Annotated in this window: 14 protein-coding genes and 4 pseudogenes; 3 read left to right on the forward strand and 15 right to left on the reverse strand. The window is 68.4% G+C overall.

Annotated elements, in window-relative coordinates; all coding sequences use genetic code 11:
• Window positions 1–16: 16 nt before the first annotated feature.
• Window positions 17–1,873, reverse strand: a complete 1,857-nt coding sequence (gene edd / locus WJ35_RS08560) for a phosphogluconate dehydratase (protein ID WP_060236255.1) — start codon at window positions 1,871–1,873, stop codon at window positions 17–19.
• Window positions 1,874–2,169: 296 nt separating this feature from the next.
• Between edd and WJ35_RS08565 the strand changes: the two genes are divergently transcribed.
• On the forward strand, window positions 2,170–3,018 hold the full coding sequence (locus tag WJ35_RS08565) for a MurR/RpiR family transcriptional regulator (RefSeq protein ID WP_060236257.1): 849 nt from the start codon (window positions 2,170–2,172) through the stop codon (window positions 3,016–3,018).
• A gap of 84 nt (window positions 3,019–3,102) precedes the next feature.
• Here the strand turns inward: WJ35_RS08565 and WJ35_RS08570 are convergent, their stop codons facing one another.
• The 9 genes and pseudogenes from WJ35_RS08570 to WJ35_RS08605 form a co-directional block, all read right to left on the reverse strand.
• Complete coding sequence (locus WJ35_RS08570) at window positions 3,103–3,525, reverse strand: CopD family protein (protein ID WP_010091334.1); 423 nt, start codon at window positions 3,523–3,525, stop codon at window positions 3,103–3,105.
• A 17-nt stretch (window positions 3,526–3,542) separates the two neighbouring features.
• Window positions 3,543–4,814 (reverse strand): glutamate-5-semialdehyde dehydrogenase, encoded by a 1,272-nt coding sequence (locus tag WJ35_RS08575; RefSeq protein ID WP_060236370.1) that lies wholly within the window; start codon window positions 4,812–4,814, stop codon window positions 3,543–3,545.
• Between the two features lie 137 nt (window positions 4,815–4,951).
• A pseudogene (gene holA, locus WJ35_RS29755) lies at window positions 4,952–6,059 on the reverse strand (DNA polymerase III subunit delta).
• 20 nt (window positions 6,060–6,079) lie between these two features.
• On the reverse strand, window positions 6,080–6,631 hold the full coding sequence (gene lptE, locus WJ35_RS08580) for an LPS assembly lipoprotein LptE (RefSeq protein WP_059629939.1): 552 nt from the start codon (window positions 6,629–6,631) through the stop codon (window positions 6,080–6,082).
• 38 nt (window positions 6,632–6,669) lie between these two features.
• Window positions 6,670–9,265, reverse strand: a pseudogene (gene leuS, locus WJ35_RS08585) (leucine--tRNA ligase).
• Window positions 9,266–9,546: 281 nt separating this feature from the next.
• Entirely contained in the window at window positions 9,547–10,002 is a 456-nt protein-coding gene (locus WJ35_RS08590) for an ExbD/TolR family protein (protein WP_069239041.1), read from the reverse strand.
• Window positions 10,003–10,042: 40 nt separating this feature from the next.
• Window positions 10,043–10,696 (reverse strand): annotated as a pseudogene (locus WJ35_RS29760) (MotA/TolQ/ExbB proton channel family protein); the annotation flags it as partial.
• An 18-nt stretch (window positions 10,697–10,714) separates the two neighbouring features.
• Window positions 10,715–11,512 carry a 4-hydroxy-tetrahydrodipicolinate reductase gene (gene dapB / locus WJ35_RS08600; protein WP_010091328.1) on the reverse strand — a complete coding sequence of 266 codons (798 nt, stop codon included), beginning with the start codon at window positions 11,510–11,512 and terminating at the stop codon, window positions 10,715–10,717.
• Between the two features lie 63 nt (window positions 11,513–11,575).
• Window positions 11,576–12,373 carry an outer membrane protein assembly factor BamE gene (locus tag WJ35_RS08605; protein ID WP_060236266.1) on the reverse strand — a complete coding sequence of 266 codons (798 nt, stop codon included), beginning with the start codon at window positions 12,371–12,373 and terminating at the stop codon, window positions 11,576–11,578.
• A gap of 142 nt (window positions 12,374–12,515) precedes the next feature.
• On the opposite strand from WJ35_RS08605, the gene fur reads away from it, so the two are divergent.
• Window positions 12,516–12,944, forward strand: a complete 429-nt coding sequence (gene fur, locus WJ35_RS08610) for a ferric iron uptake transcriptional regulator (RefSeq protein WP_010091326.1) — start codon at window positions 12,516–12,518, stop codon at window positions 12,942–12,944.
• Between the two features lie 83 nt (window positions 12,945–13,027).
• Here the strand turns inward: fur and WJ35_RS08615 are convergent, their stop codons facing one another.
• The 3 genes from WJ35_RS08615 to WJ35_RS08625 all read right to left on the reverse strand — a co-directional run bounded on the left by WJ35_RS08615 (window position 13,028) and on the right by WJ35_RS08625 (window position 15,981).
• Window positions 13,028–13,552: an ureidoglycolate lyase gene (locus WJ35_RS08615; RefSeq protein WP_060236372.1), complete on the reverse strand. Its 525-nt coding sequence runs from the start codon at window positions 13,550–13,552 to the stop codon at window positions 13,028–13,030.
• 14 nt (window positions 13,553–13,566) lie between these two features.
• The gene (gene alc / locus WJ35_RS08620) at window positions 13,567–14,574 is read right to left on the reverse strand and encodes an allantoicase (RefSeq protein ID WP_060236267.1); all 1,008 of its coding nucleotides are present in this window, start codon (window positions 14,572–14,574) and stop codon (window positions 13,567–13,569) included.
• A gap of 78 nt (window positions 14,575–14,652) precedes the next feature.
• Window positions 14,653–15,981 (reverse strand): C4-dicarboxylate transporter DctA, encoded by a 1,329-nt coding sequence (locus WJ35_RS08625; RefSeq protein ID WP_059533504.1) that lies wholly within the window; start codon window positions 15,979–15,981, stop codon window positions 14,653–14,655.
• Between the two features lie 214 nt (window positions 15,982–16,195).
• Here WJ35_RS08625 and WJ35_RS08630 point away from each other — a divergent pair.
• Window positions 16,196–16,920, forward strand: a pseudogene (locus WJ35_RS08630) (FadR/GntR family transcriptional regulator).
• A 169-nt stretch (window positions 16,921–17,089) separates the two neighbouring features.
• On the opposite strand, the gene gap reads toward WJ35_RS08630, so the two are convergent.
• Both gap and tkt read right to left on the reverse strand, forming a co-directional pair.
• Window positions 17,090–18,100, reverse strand: a complete 1,011-nt coding sequence (gene gap, locus WJ35_RS08635; protein WP_010091320.1) for a type I glyceraldehyde-3-phosphate dehydrogenase — start codon at window positions 18,098–18,100, stop codon at window positions 17,090–17,092.
• Window positions 18,101–18,187: 87 nt separating this feature from the next.
• Window positions 18,188–20,260: a transketolase gene (gene tkt / locus WJ35_RS08640; RefSeq protein WP_029226405.1), complete on the reverse strand. Its 2,073-nt coding sequence runs from the start codon at window positions 20,258–20,260 to the stop codon at window positions 18,188–18,190.
• Window positions 20,261–20,323: the final 63 nt, after the last annotated feature.

The raw sequence follows: 20,323 nt of genomic DNA on the forward strand, positions 1-20,323 counted from the left end.
TCCTTGAATCTCGAAGTTACGCGGTGACGCGGGCGGCCGCTTCGCCGACCAGCGCCCCGAAAACCGATGCGCCCTGCTCCGCCGGCGCGGCCGCCGCGCGGAACACGCCGAACAGCTCGCGCCCGAAGCCCACCTCGTTGTCCGCCTGGTGCAGCGGCTGCGCGACCGGGCGCGCCTGCCATTCGGCGTCGTCGACCACGATGTCGAGCACGCCGGCCTCGGCGTCGATCACGATCGTGTCGCCCGTCTTCACCTTGCCGAGCGGGCCGTTCAGCAGCGCTTCCGGCGATACGTGGATCACCGCCGGCACCTTGCCCGACGCACCGGACATGCGGCCGTCGGTGACGAGCGCGACATGGAAGCCCTGATCCTGCAGCACGCCGAGCAGCGGCGTCAAACGGTGCAGCTCGGGCATCCCGTTCGCGCGCGCCCCCTGGAAGCGCACCACCGCGACGAAGTCGCGCTTCAGCTCGCCGCGGTCGAACGCTTCCTGCACGGCCTCCTGCGAATCGAACACGATCGCGGGTGCTTGCACCTTGCGGTGCTCCGGCGCGACCGCCGAAATCTTGATCACGCCGCGGCCGAGGCGGCCCTGCATCAGGCGCAGCCCGCCGTCCGGCTGGAACGGCTCGCCGATCGGGCGCAGCACCTTCGTGTCGTGGCTCTCGGCCGCGCCGTCGACCCACGTCAGCTTGCCGTCGATCAGCCTCGGCTCCTTCGTGTAGTGCGACAGGCCACGGCCGGCAACGGTCGTCACGTCCTCATGCAGCAGCCCGCCTTCGAGCAGGTTGCGCACCAGGAACGCGATGCCGCCCGCCGCGTGGAAATGGTTCACGTCGGCCTTGCCGTTCGGATAGATCTTCGCGAGCAGCGGCACCGCGCCCGACAGCTCGTCGAAGTCGTCCCAGTCGATCAGGATGCCGGCCGCGCGCGCGATCGCGACGAGGTGCAGCGTGTGGTTGGTGGAGCCGCCCGTCGCGAGCAGCGCGACGATGCCGTTGACGATCGCCTTCTCGTCGATCACGTGGCCGATCGGCGTGTAGTGGCCGCGCTCGACGGTCAGGTCGAGCACGCGGCGCGCGGCCTCGGCCGTCAGCGCGTCGCGCAGCGGCGTGTGCGGATGGACGAACGCCGAGCCCGGCAGGTGCAGGCCCATCAGCTCCATCAGCATCTGGTTGCTGTTCGCGGTGCCGTAGAACGTGCAGGTGCCGTGGCCGTGGTATGCGGCCGACTCGGCCTCGAGCAGCGCGTCGCGGCCGACCTGGCCGGTCGCGAACTGCTGGCGGATCCTCGCCTTGTCGTCGTTGGACAGGCCGCTCGTCATCGGGCCGGCCGGCACGAAGATCGTCGGCAGGTGGCCGAACTGCAGCGCGCCGATCAGCAGGCCCGGCACGATCTTGTCGCAGATGCCGAGGCACAGCGCCGCGTCGAACATGTTGTGCGTGAGCGCGATCGCGGTGCCCATCGCGATCGCCTCGCGCGAGAACAGCGACAGCTCCATCCCCGGGTTGCCCTGCGTGACCCCGTCGCACATCGCCGGCACGCCGCCCGCGAACTGCGCGACGCCGCCGTTCGCGCGCGCGGCCGCCTTGATGATGTCCGGGAAATCCTTGTACGGCGCGTGCGCGGACAGCATCTCGTTGTACGAGGACACGATGCCGATGTTCGGTTGCTTGATCGCCTTGATCTCGAACTTGTCGTTGCCTTCGAGGCCCGCGAAACCGTGTGCGAGGTTCGCGCACGACAGCGCGCCGCGTGCGGGGAACCGGCCCTGCGCGCCGTCGATGCGCTTCAGGTAAGCGGAACGGGTCGACTGGCTGCGCGCGATCACGCGTTCGGTGACTTTCGCCAGGGTGGGATGCAGCGAGGTCATGCTGGGCGCTCCTGTATGCCGGCCGACACCGGCGGTTGGAATCGTGGGGACGGTCGAATGCAACGACTGAACGCAGCCAGTCTAGTAGAAAAACTACATGCACGCAATGTGGATTGGCATACCCGAAACCCGCATTCCCGCTACAGCCAAGGCAATACCTAGTGAAAACCCTAATCTCGCCCCTCAAACCCTCCAGCAAACCCATCAATTCGAGCTAGCATTTTGATGTAGATTTTCTACAATTCGATTGCGATACACTCACCATCCGAACCCGATTTCCACCTACCTGCCGTCCCATGCTGCCCCGCATCGAAGCGATCCGCCCCGAACTGCGCCCGTCCGAGCGCAAGCTCGCCGACTACATCCTCGCCGCGCCGCGCGAGGTGCTCGACCTCGCGATGACCGAGCTGTCCGCGCGCGCCGGCGTCAGCCAGCCGACGATCGCGCGCTTCTGCCAGGCGCTCGGCTGCAGCGGCTTTCGCGAGTTCAAGATCCGGCTCGCGCAGAGCGTCGCGCCGGGCGTGTCGTCGGTCTACCGCGACGTCGAGCCTAACGAGCCCGCGCCGGGCATCATCGGCAAGGTGTTCGACCGCACGATCGGCGCGCTGATCGAGGTGCGCAACAGCCTGTCGGCGGGCAGCGTCGCCGATGCGATCGCGCTGCTGTCGAACGCGTCGCGCATCGAGTTCTACGGCGCGGGCGGCTCGGGCATCGCCGCGCAGGACATCCAGCACAAGTTCTTCCGGCTCGGCGTGCCGAGCGTCGCGTATTCGGATCCGCACACGTTCTCGATGTCGTCGGCGCTGCTCGGCCCGCAGGACGTCGTCGTCGCGATCTCGAACACCGGCCGCACGCGCGACATCGTCGAGGCCGCGCGCGCGGCGCTCGCGTGCGGCGCGAAAGTCGTCGCGATCACGCAAAGCCACTCGCCGCTCGCGAAGCTGGCGACGGTGAACCTCGCGTCGAACGTCGCGGAGGAAACCGACGTGTTCTCGCCGATGACGTCGCGGATGTCGCACCTCGCGATCGGCGACATCCTCGCGGTCGGCGTCGCGCTGTCGCGCGGGCCCGCGCTGATGGAACGGGTCGGCCGCGCGAAGGAAGCGATCACGCGCCGCCGGATCGACGCGAACGCGAAGGAGTAGGCACGCTCGTCCGCGCGGAACGTGTAAACGACAAACGGCGCCCCGAAGAGCGCCGTTTGTCCATTGCGGGCGGGAACGACGAAATCAGAACGGCTTGATGACCGCGAGCGCGACCGCCGCGAGCATCCCGAGCACCGGCAGCTCGTTGAACACGCGATACCACCGGTCGGAGCGGCGGTTCTCGCCGCGCTCGAACACCTTCAGCAGGTGGCCGCAATACGCGTGATAGACGATCAGCAGCAGCACGACCGCGACCTTCGCGTGCACCCAGCCCTGCCCCTGGCCGATGCCGACCGCGAGCCACAGCCACATGCCGCACGCGAGCGCCGGAACCGCGATGAGCGTCATGAAGCGGAACAGCTTGCGCGCCATCACGAGCAGCCGGCGAATCGCGGCGGGATCGGTTTCCATCGCGAGGTTCACGTAGATGCGCGGCAGGTAGAACAGCCCCGCGAACCACGATGCGATCAGTACGATATGGAACGTCTTGACCCAGAGCATTGCCATCGGTTGCGCGCCTCGCGTTACTGACGGCCCTCGCCGTGCCCGAGCACGACGTACTTCAGCGACGTCAGCCCTTCGAGACCGACCGGCCCGCGCGCATGCAGCTTGTCGTTCGAGATGCCGATCTCCGCGCCGAGGCCGAATTCGAAGCCGTCGGCGAAGCGCGTCGACGCGTTGACCATCACGCTCGCCGAATCGACTTCGCGCAGGAAGCGCATCGCGCGGTCGTGATCCTCGGTGACGATCGCGTCCGTGTGGTGCGAGCCGTAATGGTTGACGTGCTCGATCGCGGCGTCGAGGCCGTCGACGACCTTGATCGCGAGCACCGGCGCGAGGTATTCGGTGTGCCAGTCTTCCTCGGTCGCATCGACGAGCGGGCCGACGCCGGCGTCGGCGAGCACCGCGCGCGCGGCCGCATCGACGCGCAGCTCGACGCTCTTCTCGCGATACAGGCGGCCGAGCGGCGGCAGCACGGCTTGCGCGACGCCGCTCGCGACGAGCAGCGTCTCCATCGTGTTGCACGTGCCGTAGCGGTGCGTCTTCGCGTTGTCGCAGACGGTGAGCGCCTTGTCCAGGTCCGCGCGATCGTCGACGTAGACGTGGCAGATGCCGTCGAGGTGCTTGATCATCGGCACGCGCGCCTCGTTGATCAGGCGCTCGATCAGGCTCTTGCCGCCGCGCGGCACGATCACGTCGACGTATTCGGCCATCGTGATCAGCTTGCCGACCGCCGCGCGATCGGCGGTTTCGACGACCTGCACCGCGTCCTGCGGCAGGCCCGCCGACGCGAGCCCTTCGCCGATCAGCTTCGCGAGCGCCGCATTCGATTCGAGCGCCTCGGAGCCGCCGCGCAGGATCGTCGCGTTGCCGGACTTCAGGCACAGCGCCGCCGCGTCGATCGTCACGTTCGGGCGCGATTCGTAGATGATGCCGATCACGCCGAGCGGCACGCGCATCTGGCCAACCTGGATCCCGCTCGGGCGGAACTTGAGGTTGCCGATCTCGCCGATCGGATCGGCGAGCGACGCGACCTGGCGCAGGCCTTCGACCATCGTCTTCAGCGCCTTGTCGGACAGCGTCAGGCGATCGATGAACGCCGCATCGTGCCCCTTGTCACGGGCCCGCGCGACGTCGCGCGCGTTCGCGTCCTTCAGTGCCTGCGCATCGCGCTCGATCGCACGGGCGACCGCATCGAGCGCCGCGTTCTTCGCCGCCGTGCTGGCGCGCGCCATCGCGCGGGAAGCCTGCCGGGCGCGGCGACCCAGGTCCGTCATGTACTGGTCGATATCCATCGTGTGACTCGAAAAGCGGGCCGCGCAACGCGGCATGAATTCGTCGGGAAAGGCGCGACGCGGCGGCATCGGCCGCGCCGGCTGTCGAAGCAATTGTAAGCGGGTTGCGGGCGGCGCGCTGGCGCCGCAGGCGGGACTTAGCGCCGCACGCCGCGACCCGCGGTCGGCGGTCGCTCGCCTTGCGCGCCCTGCGCGAGCGCGACCGTCATCGCGAGCTGGAACAGGCCGTCCCACGGATCGGGCGGCGGTTCGTCCTGCGTGCGCCGGCCCGGCGTCACCGCGGACAGGCCCTTGACCTGCCGGTCGAGGCGCGCGGCGAACGCCAGCGCCTTCTCGAGCGCGGCTTCGGTCACGCGGCCGAGCGCGGGGCCGACCAGCCGCTCGCGCGGCCCCCATACGCGGTTCTCGCGCAGCAGCGTCGCGAGCGGCTTGCCGGCCGCGAACGCCGCGCTTGATCCGCAGCAGCGTGCGCAGCTCCTCGACGACCGCCCACATCACGAGCACGATCGCCTCGCCCTCGCCCTTCAGGCCGTCGATCATCCGCGCGAGCCGCGCGGCGTCGCCGGCGAGCATCGCCTCGTTCAGCTTGAAGACGTCGTAGCGGGCGACGTTCAGCACCGCGTCGTGCACCTGCTCGAACGACAGCGCGCCCTGCGGATACAGCAGGCCGAGCTTCTGGATTTCCTGGTGCGCGGCGAGCAGGTTGCCCTCGACGCGCTCCGCGATGAACTGCAGCGCGCGCCGGCCATCGTCGCCGGCCGCGACGCGCTGGCCCTGCATCGCGAGGCGCTGGCCGATCCAGTTCGGCAGCTGCGCGCGGTCGACCGGATCGATCTTCAGCGCGACGCCACCGTTCAGGAGCGCGGTGAACCACGCAGATTTCTGCGTCGCCGCATCGAGGCGCGGCAGCGTGACGAGCACCAGCGCATCCGGATTGTTCGCGGCGGCGAGCGCCTTCAGCGCGTCGGCGCCTTCCTTGCCGGGCTTGCCCGACGGAATGCGCAGCTCGATCAGCTGGCGCTCGCCGAACAGCGACATCGCCTGGGTCGCGCCGAGCAGCAGGCTCCAGTCGAAGCCGCGCTCGACCGTGTGCACCGAGCGCTCGGTGAAGCCGGCCGCGCGCGCGGCGGCGCGGATCCGGTCGCACGCTTCCTGCGCGAGCAGCGGCTCGTCGCCGAATACGGTATAGAGCCCGGCCAGCCCCTTCGCGAGGTGCGGCTCCAACGCGTCTAGTCGCAGTTGCATCGGTTCGTGCGCCCCGCGTTTCACAGCGGCGGCGGCGGCAGCGGCGCGCGCGGTGCGACGCCCGGCACCACGTCCTCCGGCGCTGGATTCAGCGAATGCACGATCGCGAGACGGCGCATCAGCTGGTCGACCGCGTCCCGCTGCATGTCGCCGAAGAGAATATCGGCTTCCTGCGCCTTCGCGTTCGTGTACTGGTCGCTGTACGTCATCGCGCGGTTCAGCGCGATCACGCTCGGCGGAATCAGCACCGTGCCGTCCTTGCTCGTCAGCGTGTAGCCGAGCGAATAGTTGAGCACGTATTCCGCGACCGAGCCGTACTGGTTCAGCGTCAGCGTGCCTTGCCCGCGCGATTCCGACATGCGCAGCACCGCGTCCGCGTCGTCCGGCACCTTGACGATCTTCGTGTCGCTGCCGGCCTCGACGAGGCGCGTGAGCCGCGCCTCGACGGGCGCCGGCGCGCCGGCGATCAGCAGGTGCTTGAACGCGTAGTCCTGCTGGCCCCGCAACTGGAAACCGCATGCCGACAGCATGACCGCGCTGCCGACGAGCATCAAAAACGATCTGCGGATCACCTTCGCTCCTTCAGAATTCGCCGAGGGCCTTCCGGCCCTCAGACGACGATGTTCACGAGGCGGCCCGGCACGACGACGATCTTCTTCGCCGGCTTGCCCTCGCCGAACTTCGCGAACGCCTCGTCGGCAACCGCCGCGGCCTCGATGGCCTCGCGGCTCGCGTCCTTCGCGACCTTCAGCGCACCGCGCACCTTGCCGTTCACCTGCAGCACGAGTTCGATCTCGGCCTGCTCGAGCGCGGCCTCGTCGACCTTCGGCCACGGCGCGTCGAGCAGCGGGCCGAATTCGTCCGCATAGCCGAGCGTCTTCCACAGCTCGAACGTGATGTGCGGCACGACCGGGTACAGCACGCGCAGCAGCACGCCGTACACTTCGCGCAGCACGGCGGGCGTCGCGCCCTTCGCGCCGTCGATCGCGTTGAGCATCTTCATCGTCGCCGACACGACCGTGTTGTACTGCAGGCGCTGATAGTCGAAGTCGGCCTGCTTCAGCACGCCGTAGATCTCGCGGCGCAGCGCCTTGTCGGCGTCGCCGAGCCTGGCCGCGTCGAACGCCGCGCGCTCCGCGAGCGCTTCGCGGTTCGCGGCGCCGAAGCTCCATACGCGGCGCAGGAAGCGGCTCGCGCCCTCGACGCCCGAGCCCGACCACTCGAGCTGCTGCTCGGGCGGCGCGGCGAACATCGTGAACAGGCGCGCGGTGTCCGCGCCGTACTGGTCGATCAGCACCTGCGGATCGACGCCGTTGTTCTTCGACTTCGACATCTTCTCGATGCCGCCGAGCACGACCGGCTGGCCGTCGGCGTTCAGCGTCGCGCCGACCGGGCGGCCCTTCTCGTCGAACGAGACGGTCACGTCGGCCGGGTTGTACCAGGTCTTCTTGCCGGACGCGTCCTCGCGGTAGAACGTCTCGTTCAGCACCATGCCCTGCGTCAGCAGGTTCTTCGCCGGCTCGCCGAACTTCACGAGGCCGAGGTCGCGCATCACCTTGGTCCAGAAGCGCGAGTACAGCAGGTGCAGGATCGCGTGCTCGATGCCGCCGATGTACTGGTCCATCGGCATCCAGTAATCGGTGCGCGCGTCGACCATCGTGTCGGCATCCGGCGCCGTGTAGCGCGAGAAGTACCACGACGAATCGACGAAGGTGTCCATCGTGTCGGTCTCGCGCTTCGCGGCCGCGCCGCACTTCGGGCACGTGCAGTTCAGGAACGCTTCCGACTTCGCGAGCGGGTTGCCCGAGCCGTCCGGCACGAGGTCTTCCGGCAGCACGACCGGCAGGTCCTGCTCCGGCACCGGCACGTCGCCGCACGACGGGCAGTGGATGATCGGGATCGGCGTGCCCCAGTAGCGCTGGCGCGACACGCCCCAGTCGCGCAGGCGCCACGTGACCTGCTTGTCGCCGAAGCCGCCGGCCTTCAGGTCGGCCGCGATCGCGTCGACCGCCGCGCCATGCGCAAAGGCCATCGTACTTGCCGCTGTTGATGCAGACCGCGACTTCCTTGTCGCCGTACCACTCCTGCCATGCGTCGAGCGAGTACGTCTGGCCTTCGGCCGCGATCACCTGCTTGATCGGCAGGTCGTATTTCTTCGCGAACGCGAAGTCGCGCTCGTCGTGCGCGGGCACGCCCATCACCGCGCCTTCGCCGTAGCTCATCAGCACGTAGTTGCCGATCCACACCTCGACCGGCTCGCCCGTCAGCGGATGCGTGACCGTGAAGCCGGTCGGGACGCCCTTCTTCTCCATCGTCGCCATGTCGACCTCGGCGACGCCGCCGCGCTTGCATTCATCGATGAACGCCTGCAATTCCGGCTTGCCCTGCGCGAGACGCGTCGCGAGCGGGTGCTCGGCCGCGATCGCGCAGAACGTCACGCCCATGATCGTGTCGGCGCGCGTCGTGAACACGCGCAGCAGCCTCTGCTCGCCGTCGAGCGCGTACGGGAAGCCGAAGTTCACGCCGAAGCTCTTGCCGATCCAGTTCTGCTGCATGATCTTCACGCGCTCCGGCCAGCCGAGGCCGTCGAGGTCGTTCAGCAGCTCGTCCGCGTACTGCGTGATGCGCAGGTAGTACATCGGGATCTCGCGCTTCTCGACGAGCGCACCCGAGCGCCAGCCGCGCCCGTCGATCACCTGCTCGTTCGCGAGCACGGTCTGGTCGACCGGGTCCCAGTTCACGGTGCCCGTCTTCTTGTACGCGATGCCCTTCTCGAGCATCTTCAGGAACAGCCACTGGTTCCACTTGTAGTAGTCGGGCTTGCAGGTCGCGATCTCGCGCGACCAGTCGATCGCGAGGCCCATCGACTGCATCTGGCCCTTCATGTAGTCGATGTTGTCGTAGGTCCACTTCGCGGGCGGCACGCCGTTCGCCATCGCGGCGTTCTCGGCCGGCATCCCGAACGCGTCCCAGCCCATCGGCATCAGCGTGTTGTAGCCGTTCATCCGCAGATACCGGTACATCACGTCGTTGATCGTGTAGTTGCGCACGTGACCCATGTGCAGCTTGCCGGACGGGTAGGGCAGCATCGACACGCAGTAGAACTTCGGCTTCTGCGAGTCTTCCTTCGTCTTGTAAGCATCGGCTGCGCGCCAGTCGCGCTGGGCGGCGGCTTCGACGTCGGCGGGTACGTATCTCTCATGCATGGTGTGGTTCGGACTAGGCTTTAAGCGGCGCGCGATTCAGGCGGGCACGCGGAAGTGGACGAAATCGGGCAGCCCGGCGGCGGCGGCAGGCACACGGGTCGCGGGCCTGCATCGTGGTTGCCGGATCTTCGCCGGGTAACCCGGCGGTGCTCCGGGTTACCCGGCGAAACCCTGCCGACCGGGCGGAAACGACGATTATACCGTCCGTGACGGCCGGTACGGCCGGTGTCGCGGGCCGGCATGCATTCTTGTGCGGAGCGCGTGCATGCGACGCGCTCCGCTCAGGGTTTCGCGCCCGCGGCGGTGGGCGCGGCGGCGCCCGCCGGCGGCAGGTCGGTCACGAAGCCGATCCGCGCGAGGCCCGCGGCTTGCGCCGCGCCCATCACCTGCGCGATCACGTCATAGCGCGTCGCGCGCGACGCGCGCAGCCGCAGCTCGGGCGGCGTGCCGGCCGCGGCGGCCGCGCGCAACCGCGCCGGCAGCGCGTCGAGCGCGACCGGCGTGTCGTCCCAATAGAGCTTGCCCGCGTCGTCGATCGACAGCGTGATGGCCTGCGGCGTGTCGCGCGCGGCTTCGGCCGCGACCTTCGGCAAATCGAGCCGGATCGCATGCGTCATCAGCGGCGCGGTCACGATGAAAATGACGAGCAGCACGAGCATCACGTCGATCAGCGGCGTCATGTTGATCTCCGCCATCGGCGCGGACGTCTTGTGGTGCTCCAGTCCGCCGAATGCCATGGTTGCCCCTTTTTCGGAAAGCGCGCGTCAGGCGTCGCGCGCACACGAACACGTGCAGGTCGCGCGCGAAGCCGTCGAGCTCCTCGGCGAGCTGGCGCACGAGCCGCCCGAGGATGTTGTATGCGAGCACGGCCGGGATCGCGACCACGAGCCCGAACGCGGTCATGATCAGCGCCTCGCCGACCGGCCCCGCGACGCTCTCGATCTGCGCCTGCCCGCTCGCGGCGATGCTGCCGAGCGCGTGATAGATGCCCCAGACGGTGCCGAGCAGCCCGACGAACGGCGCGGTGCTGCCGATCGACGCGAGCAGCACCTGGCCGAACTCGAGCCGCCGCTGCGAGCGCAGCATCGCATGGCGCAGCGCGCGCAGCACCCGCTCGCTGCGTTCGACGCGCGCGGCCAGCGCGGCGGGGTCATGGTCGTGGGCCGCGTCGCGCGCGGCTTCGGCGAGCGGCACGAACACGCGCTCGCGATCGGCGCCGGCGAGCGCCGCGATGCCCGCGTCGAGCGTCGGCGCCCGCCAGAACGCGGCGAGCGCGCCCGGCCCCTGCCACTTCGCACGGACCAGCAGCCAGGCCTTCACGACGAGGAAGCACCAGCTGGCGACGGACATCGCCGCCAGCACGTAGGCGACGGCGTGCGTGACCGCATCGCCGCTTTCGAGGTAGTGGATGACGCCGGTGGGAATCGCCATCGGAGTGTCCGCCGCGCGTCAGCGCAGGCCGAGCACGTCCTGCATCTCGTACAGGCCGGCGCCGCGCGCCGACAGGAAGCGCACCGCGCGCAGCGCGCCCTGCGCGTACGACACGCGGCTCGACGACTTGTGAGTGATCTCGATCCGCTCGCCGATCCCGGCGAACAGCACGGTGTGATCGCCGACGATGTCGCCGCCGCGGATCGCCGAGAAGCCGATCGTCGACGGATCGCGCTCGCCCGTCACGCCGTGGCGGCCGTACACCGCGCAGTCGTCGAGCGAGCGGCCGAGCGCGCCGGCGACCGCTTCGCCCATCATCAGCGCGGTGCCCGACGGCGCATCGACCTTGTGACGGTGATGGGCCTCGATGATCTCGATGTCGTAGCCGTGCGAGAAGTGCTTCGCGGCGAATTCGAGCAGCTTCAGCGTGACGTTCACGCCGACGCTCATGTTCGCGGAGAACACGATGCCGATCCGGTCCGACGCGGCGCGCAACGTCGCCTTCTGCTCGTCGGTGAAGCCGGTCGTGCCGATCACGAGCTTCACGTCGTGGCGCAGCGCGGCCTCGACGTGCGCGATCGTGCCTTCCGGACGCGTGAAATCGATCAGGTAGTCGGCCTGCGCGAACACGGCGTCGATGTCATCGGTCAGCCGGATGCCGGTTTCCCTGCCGAGGAACGCGCCCGCGTCCTGGCCGAGATGCGGCGAGCCGGCGCGGTCGAGCGCGCCGACGAGCTGCGCGTCGGAATCGTTGAGAACGGTTTCGATCAGCATCCGGCCCATGCGGCCCGACGCCCCGGCAATCGCAATCTTCATGGCTTTCTACACGAGAGGGTCAAGAGCGGGCGGCGCATGCCGCCCCGTTTCCGTGCGCCGCGCTTATTGCACCGGCGCGGTGACGGGCTGATTCTGCAGCGCATCGGACCCCTGCGGGCCGACGGGCGGCGCGGCCTCGTTCGACACGGTCGGCTGCGGCGGGCGATGGAACTGGAACTGCGGCTGGATCGTCGGGTTCGCGCCCGGCGGCTGCCCGCCCGGCACCGGCGCGCCGGCCGACGCATGCGCGGACGGCGTGAAGCGCCGCGAGGACCCGCCCTGCCCGGACACCTGGCTGGTCGCGCGGTTGGCCGCGCGCGCGGCTTGCGCGTTCGCGTCCTGGTCGGCGACGGCGCCGACGCTCGCCGCTTCCGGCACCACGACCGCCGCCGGTGCGGCAGCCGCCTGCACCGCGCTCGCGCCGCTCGCACCGCTCGCAGCAGCGGCCGCCTGCTTCGCCTTCTTGCCGCGCTTGTCGCCGTCGATGTCGGCCAGCAGGTCGAGCTCCGACGGCAGGTTGTCGGCGCCCGTCCAGCTTGCGAGGCGGTCGCCCGAGAACGTCAGGACGAGATCGCGCTGCTGGACGACGGCCGTCGAGCCGCGCTTGAAGTAGAACAGGTAATCCCAGCGGTCGGCGTGGAACATGTCCGAGAGCAGCGGGGTGCCGAGCAGCGCGCGCACCTGCTCGCGCGTCATCCCGGTCTGCAGCTGCGACGCCTTCTCCTGCGACACGAAGTTACCCTGCACGACCGTGATCCGGTAGGGCGTGATGCGCTGCGCGATGCGCTGCGTCACGCTGTCGTACGACGAACAACCAGCCAGCGCGGCAACGGCGGCGGCAGCGATGATGACACTCCGCATGCGGCTCCTCTGAAAGTGCGAAAGAGATTCTGGAATCATTTCCCTCACCGTGCTGGCCCGCCTGGCAGGCCGCGCGTGTTTCTGGAACGGCGAAAAGCCGGTAACATTGAAGCCCTGCATTGTACTCTAGGGATGCCTAGCCATGACCAATCCGACGGATCTCAAGAATATCGGGCTGAAGGCCACCCTACCGCGCCTCAAGATTCTCGAGATCTTCCAGCAAAGCCCCGTCCGCCACCTGACGGCCGAAGACGTCTACCGCAACCTGCTCAACGAGCAGCTCGACATCGGGCTCGCGACGGTCTACCGCGTGCTGACGCAGTTCGAGCAGGCCGGCCTGCTGACGCGCAGCAACTTCGAGTCCGGCAAGGCTGTGTTCGAGCTGAACGAGGGCTCGCACCACGACCACCTCGTGTGCCTCGACTGCGGCCGGGTCGAGGAGTTCTTCGACGCGGAGATCGAGAGCCGCCAGCAGTCGATCGCGCGGGAACGCGGCTTCAAGCTCCAGGAGCACTCGCTCGCGATGTACGGCTCCTGCACGACCGAGAACTGCCCGCACCGCAAGCACTGATCCGCGCGCACGCGCACGCGAGACGGCCCGCCCGGCATTGCGCCGGCCGGGCCGTCGTCTTTTGGGGCGCGTTCCGGCGCCGGTCAGGCCGCGCTTGCACAGGCCGGCGCGAGTTCGAGCCGCCAGACGCCGTCGAGCGGGATCTCGTCGCAGTTCGGCTGCGCGCCGCCGCGGTCGACGACGACGAAGTCGCTCACCGCGTCGAGCGCGAGCAGCGGATGGTGCCAGACGCCCTTCGCGTAGTTCACGCCCTGCCAGCCTTCCGCCAGGAACGCGCGCATCGCGTCCGGCCGGAACACGCCCGCCGGCGCGACGACGATCGCGTAGCGCGACACCGCCGCGAGCGGAATGAACGCCTGGCTGCCGTGCGGATGGCGCTCCATCATCGTGATCGCGATCGGCAGCGTGCGCGGCTGCGCGCGGAACACGCTGACGAGCGGGCGCCCGCCGTCCTCGCACACGTCGATCGTCGCGAGGTCGTGGAACCGCTCGGTCGTGCCGCCGTTGATCGGAAAATGCCGGGCGCCGTCGAGCGCGATCACGTCGCCGAACGGCGCGAACGCGTCGCGGGTCAGGCGCTCGACGCGCAAGATGTGCGGTCCGCTCATGCCCTTCCCCTCCGTCAGGCCGGTTCGCCCCACAGACGCAGGCGCGACACGCCGCCGTCCGGGAAGATGTTGAAGCGCACGTGCGTGACCGGGCCGAGCGCCGCGAGCGGGTCGAACGTGTGGACGTGGTCCATCGACAGCTTCTGCTCGCCGAGCAGTTCAGGCCAGAACATCGCCTGCGTGACCAGCGACTCGTCGGTGCCGCCCGCGACGTAGGCGGCCTGCAGCGAACAGCGGTCCGGGAAGTTGCCCTTGAAGAACGCGGTGTCGACCTCGACGCGGCGGATCACGCCCGGCCGCGCGAGCGCGACGATCGCCCAGTCGTTGCCCGGCTCCCGGCGGCGGCGGGTTTCCCAGCCGTCGCCCATGTTCACGCCGCGCCCCGGCATCAGCATCTGCGACGCCGCGCCGAAGTGCTGGTTGTTCGCGGCGACCACGTAGCCGCCGTGCTCGGCCGCAGCGAGGTCGGTCAGCTCGCCATGAGGCGCGCGGCTCCAGTCGCGCTGCGGCTGGCCGTACACGCGCAGCCGCGCGAGCCCGCCGTCCGGGTACAGGTTCACGCGCAGGTGCGTGCAGGGCTGCGGATCGGTCACGTCGACGTAGTGGTGGCTATTGCCCTGCAGCGTCGTCGCGGGCACGATCGGGCGCCATTCGGCGCCGTCGGGCGGCGTGTCCGTGTCGGCGAAGCAGCCTTCGATCGACGCGGCCGGCGGGAAGTTGCCGGTGAAGTGGCTGGTATCGAGATCGACGCCGTGGATCACGCCCGGCCGCGCGAGCCGGATCACGCAGAAATCGTGGCCGGTCGTGCGCTTGCGGCGCGTCTCCCAGCCGTCCATCCACTTGCCGTGATCGTCGTACTTGCCGGGAATGAACACGGCCGGCTCCGGGTTCAGCATGCGCTCCTTCGGCGCGAAGAACTCGTCGCTCGCGTAGAGCGCCTTCGCACCGAGGCGCGGATCGGCGAGGTTCATGTAGCGCCGCGTGAAGGCCGGCGCGTTCGGATCGAGAACGGGGGCTGCCATGTCGTCTCCTCAATTCTGGCTGAAACGCCGGCGCGTCGAGGCGCCGGCGGCATGACGGGAATGCGGGCCGAAGCGCGCTCAGATCGCGTGGGCCTGGTCGCCGGCAAGCGGCGCGCCGCCCGCGACGTCCTCCTCCTCGACCGACACGTAGCGCAGTTCGCGGTTGAGCACGCGCTTCGCGCGCGCCTTGTCGATATCGTTCTCCCACACCGCGACGACGACCGTCGCGACGCAGTTGCCGATCAGGTTGGTCAGCGCGCGGGCGATGCCGACGAACCAGTCGACCGGCAGGATCAGCACGAGGCCGAGCACGGGAATCGCGGGAATCGCCGACAGCGTCGCCGCGAGGATCACGATCGCCGAGCCGGGAATCCCGTGCGCGCCCTTCGACGTGACGAGCGACACCAGCAGCACGACGATCAGGTCGTGCGTCGACAGCGGCGTGTTGGTCGCCTGCGCGATGAACAGCACCGCGAGCGTCAGGTAGATCGAGAAGCCGTCGAGGTTGAACGAATAGCCGGTCGGGATCACGAGGCCGACCGTCGAGTCCTTGATGCCCAGGTATTCGAGCTTGCGCATCACCTGCGGCAGCACCGCGTCCGACGACGCCGTGCCGAGCACGATCGACAGCTCCTCGCGCAGGTAGCGGATCAGCTTGAATACGGAGAAGCCGGCGAACCGCATCACGATGCCGAGCACCACGGTGACGAACACGATGCAGCTCAGGTAGAACACCGCGACGAGGTAGCCGAGCTGCTTGAGCGACGCGACGCCGTACTTGCCGGTCGTGAACGCGATCGCGCCGAGCACGCCGAGCGGCGCGAGCTTGATGATGAAGCCGATCACGCGGAAGAACACGTGCGACAGCTCCTCGATCAGCGAGTTGACGCGCTTGCCCTTGTCGCCGAGCAGCGACAGCGCCGAGCCGAACAGCACCGCGAACACGAGGATCTGCAGGATGTCGCCCTTCGCGAACGCGTCGAGCGCGGTGTCGGGGATGATCTTCATCAGGTAGCCGGCCGTGTCCTTCAGGCTCTCGGCGTTCTTCGCGTACGACGCGAGCGACGCCGCGTCGAGCGAATGCAGGTCGATGTTCATGCCGACGCCGGGGCGCGTCAGCCACGCGAGCACGAGCCCGATGCCGAGCGCGAGCGTGGTCATCACCTCGAAGTAGACGACGGCCTTCAGGCCGACCCGGCCGACCTTCTTCAGGTCGCCCGCATTGGCCATCCCGCTGACCACGACGCAGAACACGATCGGGCCGATGACCATCTTGATGAGCTTCAGGAAACCGTCGCCGAGCGGCCGCAGCGACTCGGCGAAATGCGGGAAGAACGCGCCTAGCGCAACCCCGAGGATCAATGCGACGACTACCCGGCCAAACAGCGAATTGAGGAATTTCGACACGGCGCTCTCCCGAACCAACGGTTGCAGTTTCGTCTGTTCATACTGGTAAGACCAGTGATGTTATGGACGATAGTAGGAAGCCGATATAGTCGAGTCAAGGAAGAACAAAATAGGGATTTCCCGCCCCTTTCCGGCCGCTACGGCGGGGCTGCAGCGCGGGCCGGATCGTGACTTTCCCGTAGGCCGGCGGTGCACCGCGCGTGTGCGGATTACAATGCCGGTCAGACCGGCCATCATTTTCGCATCATGAAGAACGTTCCGCACACCGTGACCGACGCCGCCATCGCGACGATCCGCGACCGGATCGAGGCAGGCGTGTATCCGGTCGGCAGCCTGCTGCCGGCCCAGCGCCAGCTTTCCGAGGAGCTGGAGATCAGCCGCGCGTCGCTGCGCGAGGCGCTGTCGACCCTCGAGGCGCTCGGGATGCTGCGCATCCGCGCGGGCAAGGGCGTCTACGTCGAAAGCGCGCAGGCGAGCACCAGCCATGCGTGGCGCTTCGCCGAGCAGTCGTCGCCGCCCGACACCTACCAGATGCGCTATGCGCTCGAAGGCTTCGCCGCGCGGATGGCCGCGCGCGTCGTCACCGACGACGACATCGCATGGTTCGAGGACAACCTCGCCGAGCTGCACGTCGCGCTGACCGAGAACGCGCTCGACGAAGCGTCGCAGCTCGACTTCGAATTCCACATGCGGATCGTCAACGTGGCCGGCAACGCGGCGATCGAATCGATCCTGCGCAGCAGCGCCGACATCATGAAGGAAAGCCAGCGGATGCCGTTCTACCGGCGCGAGCTGCTGTTCTCGACGTGGCACGAGCACCGCGCGATCGTCGACGCGCTGATCGCGCGCGACCCGGACGCCGCCGGCACGGCGATCGAGACGCACATCACGAATGCTGCGCGCCGTGCCGGAATCTTCTTTCCGACGCCGGGCGGTTGACGCACGGCGCGGGCGTCGCATGGCAGTCGCGCACCTGGCGCTCGCGGGCCGGGGAAACGGCTCGGCGCGCTGCTCATGTAGCGCCGGACAATAAAAAACCCGGCCGAATAACCGGGCCGGGTTCGTGCATCGCGCCGGCCGCGTCGCCGCGGCCGCACGATTCGCAGACTTACTTCGCGTTCGCGAATGCGACAGCCGTATCCAGCATGCGGTTCGAGAAGCCCCACTCGTTGTCGTACCAGCTCGACACCTTGACGAGACGGCCCGACACCTTGGTCAGCGTCGCGTCGAACGTCGACGAAGCCGGGTTGTGGTTGAAATCGATCGACACCAGCGGCGCGTCGTTGTAGCCGAGGATGCCCTTCAGCGCGCCTTCCGACGCTTCCTTCATGATCGCGTTGACTTCCTCGACCGTCGTGTCGCGCTTCGCGATGAACGACAGGTCGACGATCGACACGTTGATGGTCGGAACGCGGATCGCGTAGCCGTCCAGCTTGCCGTTCAGTTCCGGCAGCACGAGGCCGACCGCGGAAGCCGCGCCCGTCTTGGTCGGAATCTGGCTGTGCGTGGCCGAACGCGCGCGGCGCAGGTCTTCGTGGTAGACGTCCGTCAGCACCTGGTCGTTCGTGTACGCGTGGATCGTCGTCATCAGGCCGGTTTCGAGGCCGATCTTGTCGTTCAGCGGCTTGACGAGCGGCGCGAGGCAGTTTGTCGTGCACGATGCGTTCGAGATGACCGTGTGCTCGGCCTTCAGCACGTTGTGGTTCACGCCGTAGACGATCGTCGCGTCGACGTCCTTGCCGCCCGGCGCCGAGATGATGACCTTCTTCGCGCCGCCCTTCAGGTGCGCGCTCGCCTTTTCCTTCGTCGTGAAGAAGCCCGTGCATTCCATCACGACGTCGACGCCCAGCTCGCCCCACGGCAGTTCAGCCGGGTTGCGGTTCGCCAGCACGCGGATCTTGTCGCCGTTGACGACCAGGTAGTCGCCGTCGACCGACACTTCGCCAGGGAACTTGCCGTGCGCGGTGTCGTACTGGGTCAGGTGCGCGTTGGTCTTCGCATCGCCCAGGTCGTTGATCGCGACGATCTCGAGATCGTGCTTCTTGCCGTTTTCATAGAACGCGCGCAGCGTATTGCGGCCGATGCGGCCGTAGCCGTTGATTGCGACGCGGATCGTCATGTCTATCTCCTGATGGCTGAAAAAATTCGTTTCGTGCAGCTTCACGGTGCGGCGCGCGCGTGGGGAACGCGCGCGCCGCGAATGCTTTTAGGCCAGCACGGCCTTGGCCGTCTCGACGACCTTGTCGACGGTGAAGCCGAAGTGCTTGAACAGCACGCCGGCCGGCGCCGATTCGCCGAACGTGTCGATCCCGACCACGCCGCCTTCCAGGCCGACGTACTTGTGCCAGAAGCTCGTCACGCCCGCTTCGATCGCGACGCGGCGCACGCCGTGCGGCAGCACGCGTTCGCGGTATTCGGCGTCCTGGCGGTCGAACACGGTGGTGGCCGGCATCGACACGACGCGCGCGGCGATGCCCTGCTGCGCGAGCGGCTCGACGGCCTTCATCGCGAGCTCGACTTCCGAGCCCGTCGCGATCAGGATGATCTTGCGCGCGACGATCTCCTCGTCCCAGTCCTTCAGCACGTAGCCGCCCTTCTCGATGTTCGCGATCTGCGCGTCGGTGCGCGGGTTGAACGCGAGGTTCTGGCGGCTGAAGATCAGGCTCGACGGACGATCCGCGGCGACTGCGTGGGTCCACGCGACGGCCGTCTCGACCGTGTCGGCCGGACGCCACACGTCGTGGTTCGGAATCAGGCGCAGGCTCGACACGTGCTCGATCGACTGGTGCGTCGGGCCGTCTTCGCCGAGGCCGATCGAGTCGTGCGTGAACACGAAGATCGACGGCACCTTCATCAGCGCGGCGACGCGCAGCGCGTTGCGGCTGTAGTCGGAGAACGTCAGGAACGTGCCGCCGAACGGCTTGTGGCCGCCGTGCAGCGCGAGGCCGTTGATCGCGGCGCTCATGCCGAATTCGCGCACGCCGTAGTTGATGTGGTTGCCCAGCTTGACGCCCGGGCCTTCCGGATTCGCACGAACCGCCTTCGACGCCTTCCAGTTGGTCAGGTTCGAGCCGGTCAGGTCGGCCGAGCCGCCGAGCAGCTCGGGCAGCACCGCAGCCAGCCCTTCGATCGCCTGCTGCGACGCCTTGCGGGTCGCGACCGTCTCGCCGCGCTCGTTCGCGCCGGCGATGATCGCCTTCGCCTTCTCCGCCCAGTCGGCAGGCAGCTTGCCGGCCATCCGGCGCTCGAATTCGGCCGCTTCCGCCGGATACTTCGCACGGTACTGCGCGAACGCCGCGTCCCAGTCGGACTCGCCGCGCTTGCCCGCTTCCTTCGCATCCCACGCCGCGTAGACTTCCTGCGGAATCACGAACGGCTCCCACTTCCAGCCGAGCGCTTCGCGCGTCTTCGCGATTTCTTCCGCGCCGAGCGCCGCGCCATGCACGTCGTGGCCGCCGGCCTTGGTCGCCGCGCCCTTGCCGATCACCGTCTTGCAGCAGATCAGCGTCGGCTTGTCCGACAGCTTCGCCTTCGCGATCGCCGCGTCGACCGCGTCGACGTCATGGCCGTTCACGTTCGGGATCACGTTCCAGCCGTATGCCTCGAAACGCTTCGGGGTATCGTCGTGGAACCAGTTGACGACGTCGCCGTCGATCGAGATGCCGTTGTCGTCGTACAGCGCGATCAGCTTGTTCAGCTTCAGCGTGCCCGCGAGCGAGCAGGCCTCGTGCGAGATGCCTTCCATCAGGCAGCCGTCGCCGAGGAACACGTACGTGTGGTGATCGACGATCTTCGCGCCGTCGCGGTTGAACTCGTCGGCCATCAGCGCTTCGCCGAGCGCCATGCCGACCGCGTTCGCGAGACCCTGGCCGAGCGGGCCGGTGGTCGTCTCGACGCCCGGCGTGATCCCGTATTCCGGGTGGCCCGGCGTCTTCGAATGCAGCTGGCGGAAGTTCTTCAGCTCTTCCATCGGCAGGTCGTAGCCGGTCAGGTGCAGCAGCGCGTACAGCAGCATCGAGCCGTGGCCGTTCGACAGCACGAAGCGGTCGCGGTCGGCCCAGTGCGGGTTCGCCGGGTTGTGCTTGAGGTGGCGAGACCAGAGCGCGACGCCGATTTCGGCCATGCCCATCGGCATGCCGGGGTGGCCGGAGTTCGCTTGCTGGACGGCGTCCATCGCGAGCGCGCGGATCGCGTTGGCCATCAGGGTGGTGGAGGCGGGAGACGAAGTCGTCATGTCGAGTCCGGAGATCGAGTCGAGAAAACGGGGCACGTGCGGTATCCGGAAGCTCGCGGGCCAGCCGTTCCCGGCGCACAGTGCGGCGCCAGACGGACGCGAAGCGGG

This window comes from Burkholderia ubonensis, from assembly GCF_001718695.1.
GTDB lineage: Bacteria > Pseudomonadota > Gammaproteobacteria > Burkholderiales > Burkholderiaceae > Burkholderia > Burkholderia ubonensis_B.